Raw genomic sequence first — 18,325 nt, 5'->3', positions numbered from 1 at the left:
GCATCGAAGCGTGCGAGGAGGGTGAATATGACCGGCAAGATCACCGCGCTCAATCTGGTCCAGGCCGAACTCGGCGAGGCGACAAAAGCCTATTTCGCCAAATGCGAGGAGAAGCTCGGCCTCGTGCCCAACGTGCTCTTGGCTTACGCTTTCGACGAGAAGAAGCTGCGCGCCTTCACCGACATGTACAACGAGCTGATGCTGGGCGATTCCGGCCTGTCGAAGCTGGAGCGCGAGATGATCGCGGTCGTCGTCTCTTCGATCAACCATTGCTACTATTGCCTGACCGCGCATGGCGCGGCAGTGCGCCAGCTTTCCGGCGAGCCGGCGCTGGGCGAGATGATGGTGATGAATTTCCGCGCCGCCGAGTTGTCGGCGCGCCAGCGCGCGATGCTGGAGTTCGCGGTCAAGCTGACCGAAGAACCGGCCAAGATCGTCGAGGCGGACCGCGCGGCGTTGCGCGAAGCCGGCTTTTGCGACTGCGACATCTGGGACATCGCCTCGACCGCGGCGTTCTTCAACATGTCGAACCGGGTGGCTGCCGCCGTCGATATGCGGCCGAATGCCGAATACCATGCGATGGCCCGGTGAGGCGACCTCGGTCCTGAATTGGCAACCGTGCATTCTCGTTGCATGTCCGCCCGTTTGGTCCGATGATCAACGATTGCGGCATGGCCCGCATATCGGATTGCGGTCTGGCCGCATATCGCGAGCAATTTCAGGGAAAGTGTGAACGGTTTGCCGCCCGAAATTGCGCCAAACAAACAGCCAACGCGGCGTGGCCGCATGCCGGTTCGACGCCGCCGACAAGGAGGAGAACATGGCGAAATTTCTCTATGTCTATCACGGCTCCGGCAAGATGCCGACCGACGAGACCGAACGCAAAGCGGCGATGGACGCCTGGACCGGCTGGTACGGCAAGCTTGGCTCGGCGGTGATCGACGGCGGCAATCCGGTCGGCATGTCTAAGACTGTGCTGCCCGGCGGCAAGGTCGAGAACAACGGCGGCAGCAATCCCACGGCCGGCTATACCATCGTCGAGGCCAGGGATATCGACGATGCCGTTGCCAAGGCCAAGGATTGCCCGATCCTGATGGATCCTGCCTTCAGCGTCGAGATCGCGCCGATCATCGAGATGACGTGACGGCAGGGCGCGGCGATTGCCGCCGAGAGAAGGCAGGCAGGGCTGGACTTGCCTGCCTGCCGCCTCGCGGCTAGAAGAACCGACCCTTATCCATTTTTCGAGCCTCACTTTGCCTCAGTAACCGCCGGTCTCGTCTACTCCCCCGAAAACACCGCAGGCGCAGCTTTGGCGGCAGCTTGCATCATTTTCACGTGTTCTTCAGGCGGCGGGTTCGAGACCGGTTGGCACTTGCTGAGCCGCTGTCGCGCGCAACTCGCGACGCCAGACATCCAACCGCCGCAGCTCTCGCCACGCCGTGCCCGCAGGCATGATCCCGAAAAGTGCAACCCGGTTTTCGGAAAAGATCATGCCAACAAAGAGATAGGGCATCTCGGACAATGCCGGCCTGACGGACTTCCCAACGGGAAGGGCCTACCGGCATGTCTGGACTGTTGCGTATCCGCTGGGCGATCGCGCCCGAAATCGCGCCTCGACCTTTCATCAACTGCAATCGCTGCGGCGGCACCAGACCGTATCGATGCAGCGGCAAATTCCGCGTCAACGCCAACGGCAAGCGCATAGACGTCTGGCTGATCTATCGCTGCACAGGCTGCGAAAACTCCTGGAACCGCACCATTTTCGAGCGCTGCAATCGCCGCGACATAGAGCCCGCGCTATTGGCGGCGCTGGAATGCAATGATCCGGCGCTGGCGCGTCGCCATGCATTCGACGCTGCCGGGCTCCGGAGCCGGATTGCCCGCGTCAAGGAATTTCCCGACATCACGGTGCGGAAGGAGCTTGTCGAGGGGAGACCACAATGCGCGAGCGCGCTTTGGCTCGAGCTTCGTCTCGAGGCCGCAACACCCTTACGGCTGGATCGGCTGCTTGCCGGCGAGTTGGGCATCTCGCGATCGAGGCTTCAGACCTGGGAAGAGCGGCGCGCGCTGGCCGTTGAGCCGGAGGGCGCCAAAGCCCTGCGCAGGCGGGCACGAGACGGCATGACGATCCGCATCGATCTGGCAGGCGAGGCCGACCGCGACGCCATCATCGCGCTCGCATGCGGCTGAAGTGAAAAGGGAGGGAGCAGCTGCTCCCTCCCTCCCTGTATGACTGCTTCGGGTTGGGCTTACGCCGCGCCCATCACCCTGGCCGACTTCTCGAAACGCTTGCGCTCGTTCGGGTCGAGATAGAGCTTGCGGAGCCGGATGGTCTTCGGCGTCACCTCGACCAGTTCGTCGTCCTGGATCCAGGCCAGGGCGCGTTCCAGCGTCATGCGGACCGGCGGCGTCAGCTTCACCGCCTCATCCTTGCCGGCGGCGCGGATGTTGGTGAGCTTCTTGCCCTTCAGCACGTTGACCTCGAGGTCGTTGTCGCGCGAGTGGATGCCGATGATCATGCCCTGATAGACCTTGACGCCCGGGTCGATGATCATCGGGCCGCGGTCTTCCAGGTTCCACATCGCATAGGCGACGGACTCGCCCTGCTCGTTGGAGATCAGCACGCCGTTGGTGCGGCCGGGCAGCTCGCCCTTGTAGGGCTCATAGGCATGGAACAGGCGGTTCATCACCGCGGTGCCGCGCGTATCGGTCAACAGCTCCGACTGGTAGCCGATCAGGCCCCGCGTCGGCGCGTGGAAGACAAGACGCTGGCGGTTGCCGCCGGACGGACGCAACTCGACCATCTCGGCCTTGCGCTCCGACATTTTCTGCACGACGACGCCGGCATGCTCCTCGTCGACGTCGATGACGACTTCCTCGATCGGCTCGAGCAGTTCCCCGTTCTCGCCCTTCTGCATGACGACGCGCGGCCGCGACACGGCGATCTCGAAACCTTCGCGGCGCATGGTCTCGATCAGCACCGCAAGCTGAAGTTCGCCGCGACCGGAGACGAAGAAGGAATCCTTTTCCGCCGATTCCTCGATCTTGAGCGCGACATTGCCCTCGGCCTCGCGCAGCAGGCGGTCGCGGATGACGCGGCTGGTCACCTTGTCGCCCTCGGTGCCGGCAAGCGGGCTGTCGTTGACGAGGAAGGACATGGTCACGGTCGGCGGGTCGATCGGCTGCGCATGCAGCGGCTCGCTCACCGTCGGATCGCAGAAGGTGTCGGCGACGGTGCCTTTCGACAGGCCGGCGATGGCGACGATGTCGCCCGCCTGGGCCTCGTCGATCGGCTGGCGCTCGAGGCCGCGGAAGGCGAGGATCTTGGACACACGTCCGGTCTCGATCTGGGTGCCGTCATGGTGCAGCACCTTGACCGGCTGGTTGGCCTTCAGCGAGCCCGACTCGATGCGGCCGGTGATGATGCGGCCAAGGAACGGATTGGCTTCCAGGATGGTGCCGATCATGCGGAACGGACCGGGATGCACCGTCGGCGCCGGCACATGCCTGACGACGAGGTCGAACAGCGGCGCAAGGCCCTGGTCCTTCGGGCCTTCCGGATTCTCCGACACCCAGCCGTCGCGGCCCGAACCGTAGAGAATCGGGAAATCGAGCTGCTCGTCGGTGGCGTCGAGCGCGGCGAACAGGTCGAACACCTCGTTGACCACCTCGATGTGGCGGGCGTCCGGCCGGTCGATCTTGTTGATGACGACGATCGGCCGCAGGCCGACCTTGAGCGCCTTGCCGACGACGAATTTGGTCTGCGGCATCGGCCCTTCGGCGGCGTCGACCAGCACGATCGCCGAATCCACCATCGACAGGATGCGTTCGACCTCGCCGCCGAAATCGGCGTGTCCGGGCGTGTCGACGATGTTGATGCGGGTGCCTTTCCAGTCGACCGAGGTCGCCTTGGCCAGGATGGTGATGCCGCGTTCCTTTTCGAGGTCGTTGGAATCCATGGCGCGCTCGGCGACGCGCTGGTTGTCGCGGAAGGCGCCGGATTGTTTGAGAAGCTGGTCGACGAGGGTGGTTTTGCCATGGTCGACGTGCGCGATGATCGCGATATTGCGGAGATTCATTTGTCTGGTCTCGGGAGCGTTGCAGGCAGCAGGCTTAACAAGCGCCGCCATTTTCGGTTGCGCGGCTCATACAAGGTTTTTCGCATTTGCGAAAGGGGACGCCGCGCCCCAAATACATGGTCACTGATTCTTAAACGTCTTGGTGTGAAATGATTCCGTTAACCAAGGCGGAACCTTTGCGGGGCCGGGCAGTTCGATGTTCATGACCGATCAGATGTCCAGATTGCGTCCGGTTTTCGCGTGGGCGGCGCTTGGCGTCCTCATCGCGGCAGGAGCCGCGCAGTCGGCCGCGGCCTTGAAGGAAGCCAATCCGGCGCGGCCGTCCGGCACGCAGACGGCTCAGCAGATGTTCGCCGACGCCCCCGAGGGCGTCGACCCGATCGTCACCGGCCCGGTCAGCGCCGCCTTCAAGCAGCGGCAGCAGGCGGCCAACTGCGACACGGCCGTCTGGCCGAATATTCCCTCGACCTGCTACCCGGATTGACGACGGCGCCACAGGAACCCTGGCGGGACAGCACCCCCCCTCTGCCCTGCCGGGCATCTCCCCCTCAAGGGGGGAGATTGGCAGTTTGCCCCCACCGCCGCGTCCTGCAGCGTTGGAAATTGGCGAAAGCTAATGCGAAATCCGATCTCCCCCCTTGAGGGGGAGATGGCCGGCAGGGCAGAGGGGGGTGCTGTCCCGCCGACGTATTCAGATTAGGCCGACCGCACAGGATCGAGCGTGACCTTGTAGAGCTCGTTGTCGTCGCGGTCCATCAGCCGCACGGTGAGTTGTTCGGTGGCGCCGGAAATGTCGACCAGGCCGAAGAACTGCAGGCCCGCCGAAGGCGGCAGGTTCTGGCCCTGCTCGGCGGTCGGCGCCTTGATGAACTTGAGCTCCGGCCCGAAAGTCATGTCGAAATTGTTGGGGCCGAAGGTGCCGGCGTGGATCGGGCCGGAGACGAATTCCCAGAACGGGCTGAAATCCTGGAACTGCGCCTTGTCGGGGTTATAGTAGTGGGCCGCCGTATAGTGCACGTCGGCGGTGAGCCATACCGTGTTGCTGATGCCGGCATTCTTGATATAGCGCAGCAGGTCGGCGATCTCGAGCTCCCGGCCCTTCGGCAAGCCGTTGTCGCCATTGCTGAGTGCCTCGGCGCCGGTTTTCTTGGCGGCGTCGTTCCAGACGACGAGGCCAAGCGGCATGTCGGCCGCGATGATCTTCCAGGTCGCCCTGGAATTGGCGAGCTCGCGCTTCAGCCACTTGGTCTGCTGCTCGCCGAGCAAGCGCGATTGCGGCGTCATCGTGTCCTCCATGCCCGGGCCGTTCGGGCCGCGATAGGAGCGCATGTCGAGGAAGAACACGTCGAGCAATGGTCCATAGGCGATCTTGCGGTAGACGCGACCCGGTTCCGACGGCTCGTAGCGGATCGTCGTCATCTCGTGGAAGGCGCGCGCCGCGCGGGCCGCCAGCACATGGATGGATTTTTCCGAGTAGCGGTCGTCGGCTGTGAGATCCTTCGAATCCGACCAGTTGTTGACGACCTCATGGTCGTCCCACTGGTAGAAGGTCGGGCAGATCGCGCTCAAGCCCAGCACGTTCTTGTCCATCATGTTGTATTTCCACTGGTCGCGGTACTCATCCAGCGTCTCGGCTACCTTGCGCTTGCCGTCGATCATGACGACGTTCTTCCACTTGCCGCCACCGGGCAGGTCGACCTCGTCCTTCATCACGCCGTCGGCATAGATCGTGTCGCCGGAGTGGAGGAAGAAGTCGGGCGTGTGCTTGCCGATCGTGGCGTAGGTCTTCATGCCGGTCTCGTCGATGCCCCAGCCTTGGCCGGCAGTGTCGCCCGACCAGGCGAAGCGGATATCGCGTTTGGACGCAGGCGCGGTGCGGAAGCGGCCGACGATCGGCTCGGAGACAGCGTTGATGTCAGAAAGGTCGGCGGCGACCATGCGGTAGAAGATGTCCTGGTCGGCGGCGAGATCGGCGAGCAGCCGCTTCACCGTGTAGTCGCTGGCCGGCGACGTATCGAGCGGCGCGAGCTTGGTCGCGTTGGCGAAGCTCTCCGTCGACGACACTTCGAACATGACGCGAGCCGGGCGGTCGGTGCGGGTCCAGACCATGCCGGACGTGGCATCGACATCGCCCGACTGGACGCCATGGGTGAAGACTGGCCGCTGGCTGGCGCGCGAATAGTAAGGCAGCGCGAGCCCGGAGGCACCGACAAGGCCGAGTGCGCTGGCCGAAGTGACGAAAGCGCGGCGGGTCAACGAGAACTTGTTCATGGCTGTCTCCGGGATGGCATTGAACATCGCCGGCCAAGCTCCCGCCTCAATGTTTCAGGCGCATCTCGGAACCATGAAGTTTTGATAACAGTGAACAGGCGATCTCCCCCCTCGAGGGCCCTCGAGGGGGGAGATTGGCGCCTCAAGCCGCCTGCGGTTCCGCCTCGAAGGCCGGCTTGCTGGTGTTGATCAGCAACGAGATGCAGGCGGCGGCAATGCCGGTCATGCCCGCTATCAAGAAGGCAAGCTCGTAATTGCCCTGGAGTTCGCGCATCGTGCCGCCGAAGGCTGCTGCCGCTGCCGCGCCGACCTGGTGCCCGGCGACGATCCAGCCGAACACGATCGGACCGCTGCGGTCGCCGAAGGCCTCGTTGGCGAGCCGCAGCGTCGGCGGCACCGTGGCGATCCAGTCGAGCCCGTAGAGCACGGCGAAGATGATCAGGCTGGTGGCTGAGAAACCGGAATAGGGCAGGTAGATCAGCGACAGGCCGCGCACGGCGTAATACACGCCGAGCAGCTTGCGCGGATCGAAGCGGTCGGTGAGCCAGCCCGACAGCGTCGTGCCGATCAGGTCGAAGATGCCCATCATCGACAAGAGTCCGGCCGCCTGCACCTCGCCGATGCCCATGTCGCCGCAGAAGGCGATGAGATGGGTGCCGACGAGACCATTGGTGGTGAAGCCGCAGACGAAGAAAGTGGCGAACAGGTACCAGAACACCCGCGTGCCGGCAGCGCGGCGAAGCGTGTTCAGCGTGTGCGTCAGGAAATTGCCCTGCGAAGCGGGGGAGACCGGCGGAACGTCGTCGGCGTCGGCGCCGTAGCGGACCTGACCGATCGAGGCCGGGCGCTCCGGCACCAGCAGAAGGACGAGCGGCACCAGCGCTGCCGTCGCGATCGAGACGGCGATCGCCACCGGCTTCCAGCCGCCGGCCTGCGCCAGCGAGGCGATGAGCGGCAGGAACACCAGCATGCCGGTGGCGCTCGACGCCGACATCAGGCCCATCATGAGGCCGCGATTGGTCTTGAACCAGCGATTGACGATGGTGGCGCCGAGCACGCTTGCCACTGCGCCCGAGCCGATGCCGGAAAACACGCCCCAGGTGATGAAGAGATGCCAGGGCTTGCTCATCAGCAGGCTGAGCGCCGTCGAGCCCGACATGATCAGCAGCGCGGCAAGCAGGGTGCGGCGCAATCCGATGCGTTCCATCAATGCCGCGGCGAACGGGCCGGTCAGGCCATAGAGCAGGATGCCGACGCCGGCGGCCATCGAAATGACGTCGCGCCGCCAGCCGAAACTCTCTTCCAGCGGCAGCATCATGACGGCCGGCGCCGAGCGGAGCCCGGCCGCGATGAGCAGGCAGAAGAAGATGACCGCGACGACGACAAAAGCGTAGCGCTGGCCAAACGGGCGGGACTGAGCTATCATGTTACTGACCGGTACGTTGCAATGGGATGGCGCCATACATACGTACCGGTCAGTAACATTGTCAAGCGAGTTGGTTGATGCCATCGGACAATAAAATTGAAGGATCGATCAGCGAGGCGCCTGCCTCGACGCCGAAGGCCGCCGACAAAATCCTCGGCGTGGCGCGCGACTTGTTCTATCGCGAAGGCATCCGGGCGATCGGCGTCGACGAGATCGTCAAGCGCGCCGGTGTGACCAAGCCCAGCCTCTACCGCAGCTTTCCGTCGAAGGACCAGCTCGCGGCTTCCTACCTGCGCCAATACGATCGCGAATTCTGGCAGCGCTTCGACGAGGCCGTCGAGGCCCATCCGGGTGACCCGCGCGCGCAGATCGGTGCTTTTTTGACCCGCGTCGGCAAACGCACGCAGCGGCCGGATTACCGCGGCTGCGGCATGACCAACGCCGCGGTCGAATATCCCGAGCACGGCCATCCGGCGCGCGTCGTCAGCGAGGCCAACAAGCAGGAACTGCGCCGGCGCCTGCGCGCCATGGCGGCGGCGATGGGCGCGGCGGACCCGGACACGCTTGGCGACGGTCTGCTGCTCCTCATCGAAGGCGCCTATATCAGCGGCCAGCTGTTCGGCCTCGGCGGACCGGCGGCATCGGTCGCCCGCAACGCCGACCTGCTGGTCGAAGCGAGCTTGAAGAAATAGCGGGTGGCGCTACGCTTCGACAACTCAAATGGGAGTTGTCAGCGATGCGTGCTCTTCTGATCTCGCTTGCCGTTGCCGGTCTCTGCCAGGCGGCGCGTGCGGGCGAGATTTCCAGCGTCTACACCGATCTCGACTGGAAGAAGGACTGCGTGACCTACGCCCAATCCGAGGAGGGCGAAGGCGACTGGGCGAGCCTCGCCTGCTCGGGCTATCGCGGCTATCCGGTGCTGATCGCTTACGACGACGCACGCGAATCCCTCTATTACGGCTTTCCCTCCGACGACATGACCGCCGTCTGGGAGAGCTTTTCCGGCCTCAACACCGCGGGGCCGAAGGTCGAATGGCGGATCGAGACCAATGGCGACAAAGCCGTGCCCTTCGCCGTCATTCATCGCCGCGAGATCAGCAATCCCGACAACGAGAACAAGCCGACCGAGGTGCTGGTCGTCGCCAAGGTGGCGCAGCCGGAAGAGCATGGCGGCTGCACGATCGGCCTGGTGCTCGCCACCGGCAATCCCCAGGCCAACGATCAGGCGCGCAAACTCGCCGATGAAAAGGCGAAGGGCTTCGCCTGCGGCAAGGACAAGCGTGAGGTGATCGGCAGCGTCCCCGACTTTGGCCGGGTCGACAACTGACTACTTGACCGTCTTCGCCCGCTCGATCGCCTCGACGATCATCCTCTTGGCGTATTTGGAATCGTGCCAGCCCTCGATCTTGACCCATTTGCCGGGCTCGAGATCCTTGTAGTGCTCGAAGAAGTGCTGCACCTGCTGGCGCGTGATCTCGGGCAGGTGGGTGTATTCGGTGACGTTCTCATAGCGCAGCGTCAGCTTCGGCGAGGGCACCGCGATCACCTTCTCGTCCTGGCCGGCATTGTCTTCCATGATCAGCACGCCGATCGGCCGCACATTGATGACGCAGCCCGGCACCAGCGCGCGCGTGTTGCAGATCAAAACGTCGATCGGGTCGCCGTCGCCCGACAGCGTATGCGGCACGAAACCGTAATTGCCGGGATAGCGCATCGAGGTGTGCAGGAAGCGGTCGACATACAGCGTGCCGGCGTCCTTATCCATCTCGTATTTGATCGGCTCGCCGCCGATCGGCACCTCGATGATGACGTTGATGTCCTCAGGCGGGTTCTTCCCCGTGGCAATCGCTTCGATACGCATGGCGTGGTCCCTCTCTCGGTTGCAAGACCGATAGCGGGGGACGCATCATGGTGCAATGCGTCGAATAGCGCCGAATGCTAATGGACGCGCACAGTTTGTGATGGTTTGTAACCTGATGCAGGCCGGCCCGAGTACGGAGCGGTTTTGGGAGAAGACATGCGCCGAAACAGACAATCCGTTTCCGCGCGTCCGGCGCCTTTCATTCCCAAACGAAAGCGATCTTCTTCAGCGCCTTCTGCTCGAATACCTCGACGCCTTCGGCGATATCGCGGCCGCCTGCTCCGGAATAGAAGGCGAGCGCGTTCTGGTTGTCTTCAAGGGCCCAAACCACCAGACCCTTCAGACCGTGGTCTGCCAGGCGGCCCCGCGCTGCCCTGAAAAGCCGGCTGCCCAGCCCGATGCCCTGATATTCCGGGCGCAGGTAAAGCTCATAGATTTCGCCCTGCTGCCTGAGTTCCTTGGCGCGATTCTTGCCGATCGTGGCATAGCCGGCGATCGTGCCGCCGATCTCGACCACCAGCACCGTCGCCGCGCGGCGAATCGCATTGGCCCACCAGTCGGGGCCGCGCCGATTGATCATCGAGGTCAGCGTGCGATGGGGGATGATGCCGGAATAGGCGCCGCGCCAGGCCTCCTGATGCACCTCGGCGATGGCGTTGGCATCGCGTGGCTCGGCTTTCCTGATGTCGATGATCAGCGTGTTCATGATTTCTTAACCATAAACCCGCATCGGCCGCTTGCAAAGAGTCCGCCCGAGGGCGCTTGCTCTTTCGCACAATCGTTCCTGACAGGTGGCGAAAGCGCGGAAAACGGCCTCGGACGGGCTTTTCGCTCGATCAGATTTCGACGAGGTGGTCTTCGAGCTCGTTAACGTCGTCGGCGGTGACCGGGAAGTGCTCGGCCAGCATCGCGCCGACTGATTCGACCGCCTTGACGAAACCGTCGGCGAGGCGATCGTCGCCGGCATGCGCGGTGAGATCCCGCACCACACCGTCCCAGACATGCTGGCCGACCTTGGCGTCGATGCCTGAGTCGGCCACCACCTCGGCATAACGCTCGATGATGGAGACGAAGATCAGCACGCCGGTGCGCGCCGCGGTGCGATGGACGTTGCGGGCAAGGAACTGCTTCATCGCATTGTCGTGCGCCGCCTGGTAGCGCAGCCTTCTCGGCACGAAATGGATGCGCAGGCCGGGCAGCGCCCACAACAGGACCAGCACCGAGGCCAGCGCCAGGAGTTCGGCCAGGACGAAATGCGGCAAGCGCATGGTCAGCCACCACGCTTCCAGCCCGTACGCCACGCCGAGGCTGACGATGAGCGCGGCGAGCGAGACCGCGAAGGCGGCCTGGAAGAAATAACTGTCGCTGGCGCGCGCCACGACGCAATAGATTTCGCCGTCGGTCTTTGCCTCGGCCGCGCTGATCGCGGCGGCGATGCGCTCGTGGTCCTCAGGGCTGATCGGTCGTGTTGCCATGGATCTCACCAGCTTCCCGAGGAACCGCCGCCGCCGGAGGAGCCGCCGCCGCCCGAGAACCCGCCGCCGCCGCCGGACGACCAGCCGCCGCCGGAGCTGCCTGACGACCAGCCGCTACTGGACGACCGCCGTCCCGGCTCGAAGGTCATCCCCAGCCAGCGGTAGCGGCCGGGGCCGATCTTCTGGCCGAAGATCGGCGGCAGGATGGAGGCGGCAAGACTGCCGACCAGGATTATGATCCAGATCGTGATAAAGATCGTGAAGAACAGGTCGTCCGAGTTGAAGGGCGCCTGCTCGTTGCGCTTGCCGCGCGCCTCGAGCTCTTCCGGATTGCCCTCCAGCACCATGATCATGTCGTCGACGGCCTTGGCTATGCCGCCGGAGAAGTCGCCGGCGCGGAAGGCCGGCACCATGTCGTTCTCGATGATCAGCTTGGTGTGCAGGTCGGTCAGCGTACCTTCCAGGCCATAGCCGACCTCGATCCGCATCCTGCGGTCGTTCGGGGCCACCAGCAGCAGGACGCCGTTGTTCTCCTTGGCCTGGCCGAGCTTCCAGAACCGGAAAAGACGATTGGCATAGGGCTCGATCTCCTCGCCACCGAGGCTGGGAATGGTGGCGACGACGATCTGGTCGGAACCCTTCTTCTCGAAATCGGCGAGTTTCTGGGTCAGCGCGGCTTTGGTGCCAGCGTCGATGATGGCGGCATTGTCGACGACGCGGCCGGTGAGGGCGGGAAGGTCGGCGGCGAGCGCGGCAAGGGGAAGGAGGAGAAGGCAAAGGAGGCCAAGAAGGGTGAGGGAAGCATTCCTTCGCGCCCCCCTCTGTCCTGCCGGACACCTCCCCCTCAAGGGGGGAGATTGGCAGCTTAAGCGTCGGATCTCCCCTTCCGACGTTGGAGATTGGCGAAGGTGGATGCGACAGCCAATCTCCCCCCTCGTGGGGGAGATGTCCGGCAGGACAGAGGGGGGCGCGAAGGAACGCAAAGTCGGCGAGCTCGATAGATCCAGTAGCCGCTCACCCGCCCTGCTTGGTGCCGAAATCAACCTTCGGCACCTGCATCTTGTCTTCCTCGACGGTGAAGTTCGCGAACGGCTCGTTGCCGCGGAACCAGAAGGTCGCCCACAGCACCGAGGGGAAGGTTCTCAGTGTCAGATTGTAGTCCTTGACCGCCTGGATGTAGTCTCGGCGGGCGACCGCGATGCGGTTCTCGGTGCCTTCGAGCTGCGCCTGCAGCGCGAGGAAATTCTGGTTCGCCTTGAGGTCGGGATAGGCTTCGGACACAGCGATCAGCCGCGACAGCGCGCTGGTCAGCCCGGCCTGGGCATCCTGGAACTTCTTGAGGGCTTCCGGATCCTTCAGCGTTTCCGGGGTCACCGTGATCTGCGTTGCCTTGGCGCGTGCCGCGACCACCGCGTCGAGCGTGTCCTTCTCATGCGACGCATAGCCCTTGACCGTCTCGACCAGGTTCGGGATCAGGTCGGCCCGGCGCTGGTACTGGTTCAGCACCTCGCTCCAAGCCGCCTTGGCATTCTCCTCCGCCGTGGGAATGGTGTTGTAGCCGCAGCCGGCAAGCAGCGGCAGCACGAACGCCATCATCAGCAAGGCTGGAAGGGTGCGGAAGACGGAGGGTGGGGAGAGGCGCTGGGCAAACATGATGGTCCCTCGATGGAAGATGCAGGCCGAAGCAATACCACAATCGAGGCTCAAGAAAATGACCCTGGCCGTTATGGCGCGTTGCCGTCCCGACGCGACAACACCCTGTGAATGGCGGCGCGAACCGGCTAAGCTTTCGGTGAGAAAGGACATTTGCCATGGCCGAGCGCCGGGACGATGACACGGAATCGCGCCGCATCCTGGAGCGCGTGGCGCGCGAGACGACGCCGGGCGGCAAGTCTTTCATCGCCCGAACGGTGAAGGGTGCGCATGACCGCGTCACCGCCGCGGACGTCGATCGCTCCGATCCGATCGAATATTGGGGCACCCGCATCGGCCGAATGCTCGGTCTCATCATCGCCATTGGGCTGCTGGCCTGGCTGGTGTATGTCGCCTCGCGGGGCGGCTAAGGCGCGTCGCGCTGAAACGGATCCAGGCCGCGATTTAGGTCTTTGTTTTCGCAAAACCGCTGCACACTTTTACGCGACATGCAGTAGGAATCGAATTCCATGAATGCAGCAAGAAGCGACGCGCCGCGTGCGGTCATCGTCATCTCCAGCCATGTCGCCCGCGGATCGGTCGGCAACCGCGCGGCCGTCTTCGCGCTGGAGACGCTCGGCTTTCCGGTCTGGGCGGTGCCGACCGTCATCCTGCCCTGGCACCCCGGCCACAGCCGCGCGACGCGCATCGTGCCGCCGCTCGACCAGTTCAAGGCGCTGCTGGCCGATCTCGAACGCGCGCCGTGGCTGGGCGAGGTCCGGGCCGTGCTCTCGGGCTATCTCGGCGAGGCCGGCCAGGCCGAGGCCGTCGCCTCGTTGGTCGCCGCCGTGAAGGCCAGAACCCCGGACGCCCTCTATGTCTGCGACCCGGTGATGGGCGATTCCGGCGGCCTTTATGTGCCGGAACCGACGGCAGCTGCCCTGCGCGACATGCTGATGCCGATCGCCGATATTGCCACGCCCAACCGCTACGAGCTCGAATGGATGGCCGGAGCGCCGCTGCCGGATATCAAGTCGGTGATGGCGGCGGCCCTGCCTGCCGGCCCCTCGACGATGCTGGTGACCTCGGCGCCGTCGATGATGGCAGGCGGCACCGGCAATTTCCTGCTCGACGGCGGCCAGGCGCTGCTGGCCGAGCACCGCCTGATCGAGAAGCCGCCGAACGGGCTGGGCGACCTGACGGCGGCGGTCTATCTCGCCCGCGTCCTTTCCGGGCAGCCGCCGGTCAAGGCGCTGCAATCGACCACGGCCGCCGTCTACGAGATCCTGGCGCGCACGGCAAAACGCGGCGGCGACGAGCTGCAGCTCGAGACCGATGCGCAGAGCCTGTCGCATCCGATGGCCATGGTGCAGCTTCGCCATCTGCTCCATCCCGGACGGGACAAGCGGGCGTGAAACTCGCCGGCGTCGATGGCTGCAAGGCGGGCTGGATCGTCGTTCATCGTGAAGCCGGGACCGAACCATCGGTCTCGGTTTTCCCGAGCTTCAAGCTGCTGCTCGATGCACTACCCGACGCTATCGTTGCCGTCGACATGCCGATCGGCCTGCCGGACTTCTCGCGCCGCGGCGGCCGGGGGCCGGAAGCGCTGGTGCGGCCTTTGCTCGGGGCGCGGCAGTCGAGCGTCTTTGCCATTCCCTCGCGCGACGCGCTCTATGCCGACACCGGCGACTTCACCACGGTCGAAGCCTGGTATGCCGCGCACCGGCGGGCAAGCGCGGTGGGGATTGCCACCTCCGATCCGCCGCGCGGGGTCTCGATCCAGGCCTTCGGCATTTTTGCCAAGATCCGCGAGATCGACGCTTTGCTGATCGCGCAGCCAGATTTGCGCGGCCGCATCTTCGAATCGCATCCGGAAGTGGCCTTCTGCCGGTTGAACGGCGGTGCGGCGATGACGCTGCCGAAGAAGATCAAAGGCGTGGTCAATCCGCCTGGCATGGAGGAGCGCAAGGCGCTGCTTTGCCGGCATGGCTACGAGAAGAGCTTCCTCGACCAGCCGCCGCCGAAGGGCGCCGCCAGCGACGACTTCCTCGACGCGGCGGCGATGATGCTGATCGCCGGCCGCATTGCCAGCGGCGAGGCGCACCCTTCGCCCGATCCGCCGCTGAGCGACCGCTTCGGCATTCCAATCGCCATCTGGGCCTAACCGAGCGTGTCCGCCCCATCACGGTTGCGACGAAGTCGTCCGCAATTCGGCATTGCTTGCACCCGGCTTTTGCCGCTAGAGCCTTTCTCGACTGCAAAAGAGCTGCCGCATCCAACCCGGAAAGGGTCCAGACGCCGCCCATGCCTCACCTCCCCGAACATCTGCTGACCGGCTATCGCAACTTCATGAACGGCCGCTATCGCAGCGAAAGCGATCGCTATCGCTCGCTGGCGCGCGAGGGCCAGGCGCCCGAAACGATGATCGTCGCCTGCTGCGACTCCCGCTCCGCTCCGGAGGCGATCTTCGACGCCGGGCCGGGCGAGCTCTTCGTGCTGCGCAATGTCGGCAATCTGGTGCCGCCCTACGAGCCGGACGGCGAGTTCCACTCGACCTCGGCGGCGCTCGAATTCGCCGTGCAGAGTCTGAAGGTGAAGAGCATCGTGGTGATGGGGCACGGCCGCTGCGGCGGTATCCGCGCCGCGCTCGACACCAATTCGGCGCCGCTGTCGCCGGGCGACTTCATCGGCAAATGGATGAGCCTGATCGCGCCGGCGGCCGAGACCGTGGCCGCAAGCACGATGATGACGGCGACGGAGCGCCAGACCGCGCTGGAGCGCATTTCGGTGCGCTATTCCATCGCCAATCTTCGCACCTTTCCCTGCGTCTCCATTCTCGAAGGCAAGGGGCGGCTGACGCTGCACGGCGCCTGGTTCGACATCTCGACCGGCGAGCTCTGGGTGATGAACAAGGAAACGGGCGATTTCGAGCGGCCGGAATTGTAGTGGAGGTGTGATGCTTCGGAGCTGGCGGAGGTTCTTTCTTTCGACAGCCATGCTGCTGTCCATGGTTGTCCGCGCCAGCGCCGATGACGGCGCCCTCATCGACCGCTGGTATTCGGCCCTGCTGACAGCGGGGAACTGTCGCAATTGCTTGCCGACGACGTGCGCATGAAGCTCGACGACATCGGCGTCATCCAGGACAAGCAGGACTTCATCGAGTCCATCGACGAATGGCAGGGCGCGGTCGCAGGTGCCGCGATCCGCCACCGCATCGAGAAGAGCGAGAACGGCAAGACGACGGTCATTGCCTGCTACGACTTTCCCGAGAACGACACGCTGATGCGCGAGACCTTCTCCGTGGTGGGCGGCCGCATCACCGCCAGCACCCAGATGGCGATCGCACAGGACTGCGACGACTATTGAGTCGCATCGCAATTCCAGGAAAAGTGCCCAGCGGCTTTCCGTCCGGAATTGCGTAAACACTTTGTTGCGCCGTGCGCGACATCGCCCTACATCGGAGCAGCCTGCCTCCACCCATCCCCCTGTGCCGGATTTTTCCATGTCATCTGCAAAAGCCGTCGACCTCACCGCTCATCCGCTGACCTTCTGGCAAGGGCCGCTCGGCCTGCCGGATTTCACCCGGATCGGCGATGGCGATTTCGCCGCCGTATTCGATGCTGCGCTGGAGGCGCATCAGGCCGAGATCGATGCCATCGCCGCCAATGCACAGGCGCCGACAGTCGAGAACACGCTGGCCGCGCTGGAACTCGCCGGCGAGCCGCTGGACCATGTCTCGTCGATCTTCTGGTGCCGGGCCGGCGCCCACACCAACGAGGACATCCAGGCGCTGGAGCGCGAGATTTCGCCGAAGATGTCCAGGCATTTCTCGGCGATCTCGATGAACGAGAAGCTGTTTGCCCGCATCGACGATCTCTATCAGCGCCGTGATAGCCTGAATCTCGATCCCGAGACCCTGCGCGTGCTGGAAAGGACCTGGAAGGGGTTCGTGCGATCCGGCGCCAAGCTCGATGCGGTGGGCAAGAAACGGCTCGCGGCGATCAACGAGGAGCTTTCCTCGCTCGGCACGAAGTTTGGGCAGAACGTGCTCGCCGACGAACGCGACTGGGCGCTGTTCCTCGATCAGACGGACCTTGCCGGCCTGCCGGATTTCCTGAAGAGCGCCATGGCCGAGGCCGCAGAGATGCGCGGCCAGAAGGGCCGCTATGCCGTCACGCTGTCGCGCTCGATCTATGAGCCGTTCTCGACCTTTTCGGAGCGCCGCGACCTGCGCGAGACCGCGTTCCGCGCCTTCATCATGCGCGGCCAGAACGGCGGCGCCACCGACAACACCGACGTGGTGCGCGACATGCTGAAGCTGCGCGCCGAGAAGGCCAAGCTGCTTGGCTACGCCTCCTTCGCGGCGCTCAAGCTCGACGACACGATGGCGAAGACGCCGACGGCCGTGAACGATCTGCTCGACCCGGTCTGGGAAAAGGCCTTGGAGAAGGCAGCAAGCGACCAGAAGGAGCTGGAGCGGCTGGCGGCGCAAGCCGGCAGCAACGAAAAATTCGCGGCCTGGGACTGGCGCTTCTATCAGGAAAAACTGCGCGCCGAAAAATTCGCCTTCGACGAAGCGGAGCTGAAGCCGTATCTGCAGCTGGAGCGCATCATCGACGCCTGCTTCGATGTCGCGACGCGGTTGTTCGGCGTCACCTTCGAGGAGAAGAAGGGCATCACTGCCTGGCATCCGGACGCGCGCGTCTTCGTGGTGAAGAACCCTGACGGCAGCGAGCGTGGTCTGTTCCTGGCCGACTATTTCGCACGGCCGTCAAAACGTTCCGGCGCCTGGATGAGCGCGCTGAAATCCGGCTACAAGCTCGGGCCGGGCGCCAAGCCGGTGATCTACAACATCATGAACTTCGCCAAGCCGCCGGCCGGCGAGGCAGCGCTGCTTTCGGTCGATGAGGCGAAGACGCTGTTCCACGAGTTCGGCCACGCGCTGCACGGCATGCTGACCGATGTCACCTGGCCGTCGGTCTCCGGCACGTCGGTCAGCCGCGACTTCGTCGAATTGCCTTCGCAGCTCTACGAGCACTGGCTGACGGTGCCGGCGGTGCTGGAAAAGCACGCGCTGCACGTCAAGACCGGCAAACCGATGCCGAAGGACCTGCTCGACAAGATGCTGGCCGCCCGCACCTTCGGCGCCGGCTTCGCCACCGTCGAGTTCACCGCGTCCGCGCTGATCGACATGGCCTATCATGCGCGGCCGGATGCTCCGGCCGAGCCGCTTCGTTACGAAGCCGAAACGCTCGCCAAGCTCGACATGCCCGAGACGATCGCGATGCGCCATCGTACCCCGCACTTCGGCCATATCTTTTCAGGCGACGGCTACTCGGCCGGCTATTACTCCTACATGTGGTCGGAGGTGCTCGACGCCGATGCCTTCGCCGCCTTCGAGGAAACCGGCGACCCCTTCAATCCTGAACTCGCCGAGCGGCTGCGGAAGAACATCTACGCCGCCGGCGGCTCGAAGGACCCGGAAGAGCTCTACACCGCGTTTCGAGGCAAGATGCCTTCGCCCGAGGCGATGATGGTGAAGAGAGGATTGGTGTAGCGCCGGGCCGATCTCCCTCCTTGA

20 protein-coding genes are annotated in these 18,325 nt (G+C 64.4%); 12 read left to right on the top strand and 8 right to left on the bottom strand.

Annotated elements, in window-relative coordinates:
* The first annotated feature begins 27 nt into the window (after positions 1 to 27).
* From EN818_RS19455 to EN818_RS19445, 3 genes are all read left to right on the top strand, one after another.
* The gene (locus tag EN818_RS19455; RefSeq protein WP_095804970.1) at positions 28 to 591 is read left to right on the top strand and encodes a peroxidase-related enzyme; all 564 of its coding nucleotides are present in this window, start codon (positions 28 to 30) and stop codon (positions 589 to 591) included.
* A gap of 229 nt (positions 592 to 820) precedes the next feature.
* On the top strand, positions 821 to 1,144 hold the full coding sequence (locus EN818_RS19450; RefSeq protein ID WP_095804969.1) for a YciI family protein: 324 nt from the start codon (positions 821 to 823) through the stop codon (positions 1,142 to 1,144).
* A gap of 419 nt (positions 1,145 to 1,563) precedes the next feature.
* Complete coding sequence (locus tag EN818_RS19445; RefSeq protein ID WP_095804808.1) at positions 1,564 to 2,190, top strand: DUF1062 domain-containing protein; 627 nt, start codon at positions 1,564 to 1,566, stop codon at positions 2,188 to 2,190.
* Between the two features lie 59 nt (positions 2,191 to 2,249).
* On the opposite strand, the gene typA is transcribed toward EN818_RS19445, so the two are convergent.
* Positions 2,250 to 4,079 carry a translational GTPase TypA gene (gene typA / locus EN818_RS19440; protein WP_095804807.1) on the bottom strand — a complete coding sequence of 610 codons (1,830 nt, stop codon included), beginning with the start codon at positions 4,077 to 4,079 and terminating at the stop codon, positions 2,250 to 2,252.
* A 196-nt stretch (positions 4,080 to 4,275) separates the two neighbouring features.
* Between typA and EN818_RS19435 the strand changes: the two genes are divergently transcribed.
* Positions 4,276 to 4,563 carry a hypothetical protein gene (locus EN818_RS19435; RefSeq protein ID WP_245420293.1) on the top strand — a complete coding sequence of 96 codons (288 nt, stop codon included), beginning with the start codon at positions 4,276 to 4,278 and terminating at the stop codon, positions 4,561 to 4,563.
* A gap of 212 nt (positions 4,564 to 4,775) precedes the next feature.
* Here EN818_RS19435 and EN818_RS19425 read toward each other — a convergent pair whose 3' ends face one another.
* Both EN818_RS19425 and EN818_RS19420 read right to left on the bottom strand, forming a co-directional pair.
* Positions 4,776 to 6,350 carry an alkaline phosphatase gene (locus tag EN818_RS19425; protein WP_095804967.1) on the bottom strand — a complete coding sequence of 525 codons (1,575 nt, stop codon included), beginning with the start codon at positions 6,348 to 6,350 and terminating at the stop codon, positions 4,776 to 4,778.
* 142 nt (positions 6,351 to 6,492) lie between these two features.
* On the bottom strand, positions 6,493 to 7,776 hold the full coding sequence (locus EN818_RS19420; protein ID WP_095804806.1) for an MFS transporter: 1,284 nt from the start codon (positions 7,774 to 7,776) through the stop codon (positions 6,493 to 6,495).
* Positions 7,777 to 7,853: 77 nt separating this feature from the next.
* On the opposite strand from EN818_RS19420, the gene EN818_RS19415 reads away from it, so the two are divergent.
* Positions 7,854 to 8,468: a TetR/AcrR family transcriptional regulator gene (locus tag EN818_RS19415; protein ID WP_095804805.1), complete on the top strand. Its 615-nt coding sequence runs from the start codon at positions 7,854 to 7,856 to the stop codon at positions 8,466 to 8,468.
* Positions 8,469 to 8,512: 44 nt separating this feature from the next.
* Complete coding sequence (locus EN818_RS19410) at positions 8,513 to 9,103, top strand: hypothetical protein (RefSeq protein WP_095804804.1); 591 nt, start codon at positions 8,513 to 8,515, stop codon at positions 9,101 to 9,103.
* Here the strand turns inward: EN818_RS19410 and ppa are convergent, their stop codons facing one another.
* The 5 genes from ppa to EN818_RS19380 all read right to left on the bottom strand — a co-directional run bounded on the left by ppa (position 9,104) and on the right by EN818_RS19380 (position 12,765).
* Positions 9,104 to 9,637, bottom strand: a complete 534-nt coding sequence (ppa, locus tag EN818_RS19405) for an inorganic diphosphatase (RefSeq protein ID WP_095804803.1) — start codon at positions 9,635 to 9,637, stop codon at positions 9,104 to 9,106.
* 199 nt (positions 9,638 to 9,836) lie between these two features.
* Positions 9,837 to 10,343 carry a GNAT family N-acetyltransferase gene (locus EN818_RS19400; RefSeq protein WP_095804802.1) on the bottom strand — a complete coding sequence of 169 codons (507 nt, stop codon included), beginning with the start codon at positions 10,341 to 10,343 and terminating at the stop codon, positions 9,837 to 9,839.
* Between the two features lie 130 nt (positions 10,344 to 10,473).
* Entirely contained in the window at positions 10,474 to 11,112 is a 639-nt protein-coding gene (locus tag EN818_RS19395) for a TPM domain-containing protein (RefSeq protein ID WP_095804801.1), read from the bottom strand.
* A gap of 5 nt (positions 11,113 to 11,117) precedes the next feature.
* Positions 11,118 to 11,960: a YgcG family protein gene (locus tag EN818_RS19390; protein ID WP_095804800.1), complete on the bottom strand. Its 843-nt coding sequence runs from the start codon at positions 11,958 to 11,960 to the stop codon at positions 11,118 to 11,120.
* A gap of 166 nt (positions 11,961 to 12,126) precedes the next feature.
* Complete coding sequence (locus EN818_RS19380) at positions 12,127 to 12,765, bottom strand: LemA family protein (protein ID WP_095804799.1); 639 nt, start codon at positions 12,763 to 12,765, stop codon at positions 12,127 to 12,129.
* Positions 12,766 to 12,923: 158 nt separating this feature from the next.
* On the opposite strand from EN818_RS19380, the gene EN818_RS19375 reads away from it, so the two are divergent.
* The 6 genes from EN818_RS19375 (at position 12,924) to EN818_RS19350 (ending at position 18,301) form a co-directional block, all read left to right on the top strand.
* Positions 12,924 to 13,175, top strand: coding sequence for a hypothetical protein (locus EN818_RS19375; RefSeq protein ID WP_095804798.1), 252 nt, complete (start codon positions 12,924 to 12,926; stop codon positions 13,173 to 13,175).
* Between the two features lie 99 nt (positions 13,176 to 13,274).
* Positions 13,275 to 14,159: a pyridoxal kinase PdxY gene (gene pdxY / locus EN818_RS19370; protein WP_095804797.1), complete on the top strand. Its 885-nt coding sequence runs from the start codon at positions 13,275 to 13,277 to the stop codon at positions 14,157 to 14,159.
* The gene (locus EN818_RS19365) at positions 14,156 to 14,908 is read left to right on the top strand and encodes a DUF429 domain-containing protein (RefSeq protein WP_095804796.1); all 753 of its coding nucleotides are present in this window, start codon (positions 14,156 to 14,158) and stop codon (positions 14,906 to 14,908) included. Before pdxY ends, EN818_RS19365 begins: the two co-directional genes overlap by 4 nt.
* Positions 14,909 to 15,048: 140 nt before the next feature.
* Positions 15,049 to 15,690, top strand: a complete 642-nt coding sequence (locus EN818_RS19360) for a carbonic anhydrase (RefSeq protein ID WP_095804795.1) — start codon at positions 15,049 to 15,051, stop codon at positions 15,688 to 15,690.
* Positions 15,691 to 15,834: 144 nt separating this feature from the next.
* Positions 15,835 to 16,110 carry a hypothetical protein gene (locus EN818_RS19355; RefSeq protein WP_348626965.1) on the top strand — a complete coding sequence of 92 codons (276 nt, stop codon included), beginning with the start codon at positions 15,835 to 15,837 and terminating at the stop codon, positions 16,108 to 16,110.
* Between the two features lie 136 nt (positions 16,111 to 16,246).
* Positions 16,247 to 18,301 carry a M3 family metallopeptidase gene (locus EN818_RS19350; protein ID WP_129553630.1) on the top strand — a complete coding sequence of 685 codons (2,055 nt, stop codon included), beginning with the start codon at positions 16,247 to 16,249 and terminating at the stop codon, positions 18,299 to 18,301.
* Positions 18,302 to 18,325: the final 24 nt, after the last annotated feature.

The organism is Mesorhizobium sp. M3A.F.Ca.ET.175.01.1.1, assembly GCF_004791945.1.
GTDB lineage: Bacteria > Pseudomonadota > Alphaproteobacteria > Rhizobiales > Rhizobiaceae > Mesorhizobium.
This window is presented reverse-complemented; position numbering and strand designations above follow the sequence as displayed.

Excerpts from the sequence above, each read along its gene's own strand:
- EN818_RS19455 (WP_095804970.1), top strand. The coding sequence starts at position 28 with ATGACCGGCAAGATCACCGCGCTCAATCTGGTCCAGGCCGAACTCGGC.
- EN818_RS19450 (WP_095804969.1), top strand. The coding sequence starts at position 821 with ATGGCGAAATTTCTCTATGTCTATCACGGCTCCGGCAAGATGCCGACC.
- EN818_RS19445 (WP_095804808.1), top strand. The coding sequence starts at position 1,564 with ATGTCTGGACTGTTGCGTATCCGCTGGGCGATCGCGCCCGAAATCGCG.
- typA (WP_095804807.1), bottom strand. The coding sequence starts at position 4,079 with ATGAATCTCCGCAATATCGCGATCATCGCGCACGTCGACCATGGCAAA.
- EN818_RS19435 (WP_245420293.1), top strand. The coding sequence starts at position 4,276 with ATGTTCATGACCGATCAGATGTCCAGATTGCGTCCGGTTTTCGCGTGG.
- EN818_RS19425 (WP_095804967.1), bottom strand. The coding sequence starts at position 6,350 with ATGAACAAGTTCTCGTTGACCCGCCGCGCTTTCGTCACTTCGGCCAGC.
- EN818_RS19420 (WP_095804806.1), bottom strand. The coding sequence starts at position 7,776 with ATGATAGCTCAGTCCCGCCCGTTTGGCCAGCGCTACGCTTTTGTCGTC.
- EN818_RS19415 (WP_095804805.1), top strand. The coding sequence starts at position 7,854 with ATGCCATCGGACAATAAAATTGAAGGATCGATCAGCGAGGCGCCTGCC.
- EN818_RS19410 (WP_095804804.1), top strand. The coding sequence starts at position 8,513 with ATGCGTGCTCTTCTGATCTCGCTTGCCGTTGCCGGTCTCTGCCAGGCG.
- ppa (WP_095804803.1), bottom strand. The coding sequence starts at position 9,637 with ATGCGTATCGAAGCGATTGCCACGGGGAAGAACCCGCCTGAGGACATC.
- EN818_RS19400 (WP_095804802.1), bottom strand. The coding sequence starts at position 10,343 with ATGAACACGCTGATCATCGACATCAGGAAAGCCGAGCCACGCGATGCC.
- EN818_RS19395 (WP_095804801.1), bottom strand. The coding sequence starts at position 11,112 with ATGGCAACACGACCGATCAGCCCTGAGGACCACGAGCGCATCGCCGCC.
- EN818_RS19380 (WP_095804799.1), bottom strand. The coding sequence starts at position 12,765 with ATGTTTGCCCAGCGCCTCTCCCCACCCTCCGTCTTCCGCACCCTTCCA.
- EN818_RS19375 (WP_095804798.1), top strand. The coding sequence starts at position 12,924 with ATGGCCGAGCGCCGGGACGATGACACGGAATCGCGCCGCATCCTGGAG.
- pdxY (WP_095804797.1), top strand. The coding sequence starts at position 13,275 with ATGAATGCAGCAAGAAGCGACGCGCCGCGTGCGGTCATCGTCATCTCC.
- EN818_RS19360 (WP_095804795.1), top strand. The coding sequence starts at position 15,049 with ATGCCTCACCTCCCCGAACATCTGCTGACCGGCTATCGCAACTTCATG.
- EN818_RS19350 (WP_129553630.1), top strand. The coding sequence starts at position 16,247 with ATGTCATCTGCAAAAGCCGTCGACCTCACCGCTCATCCGCTGACCTTC.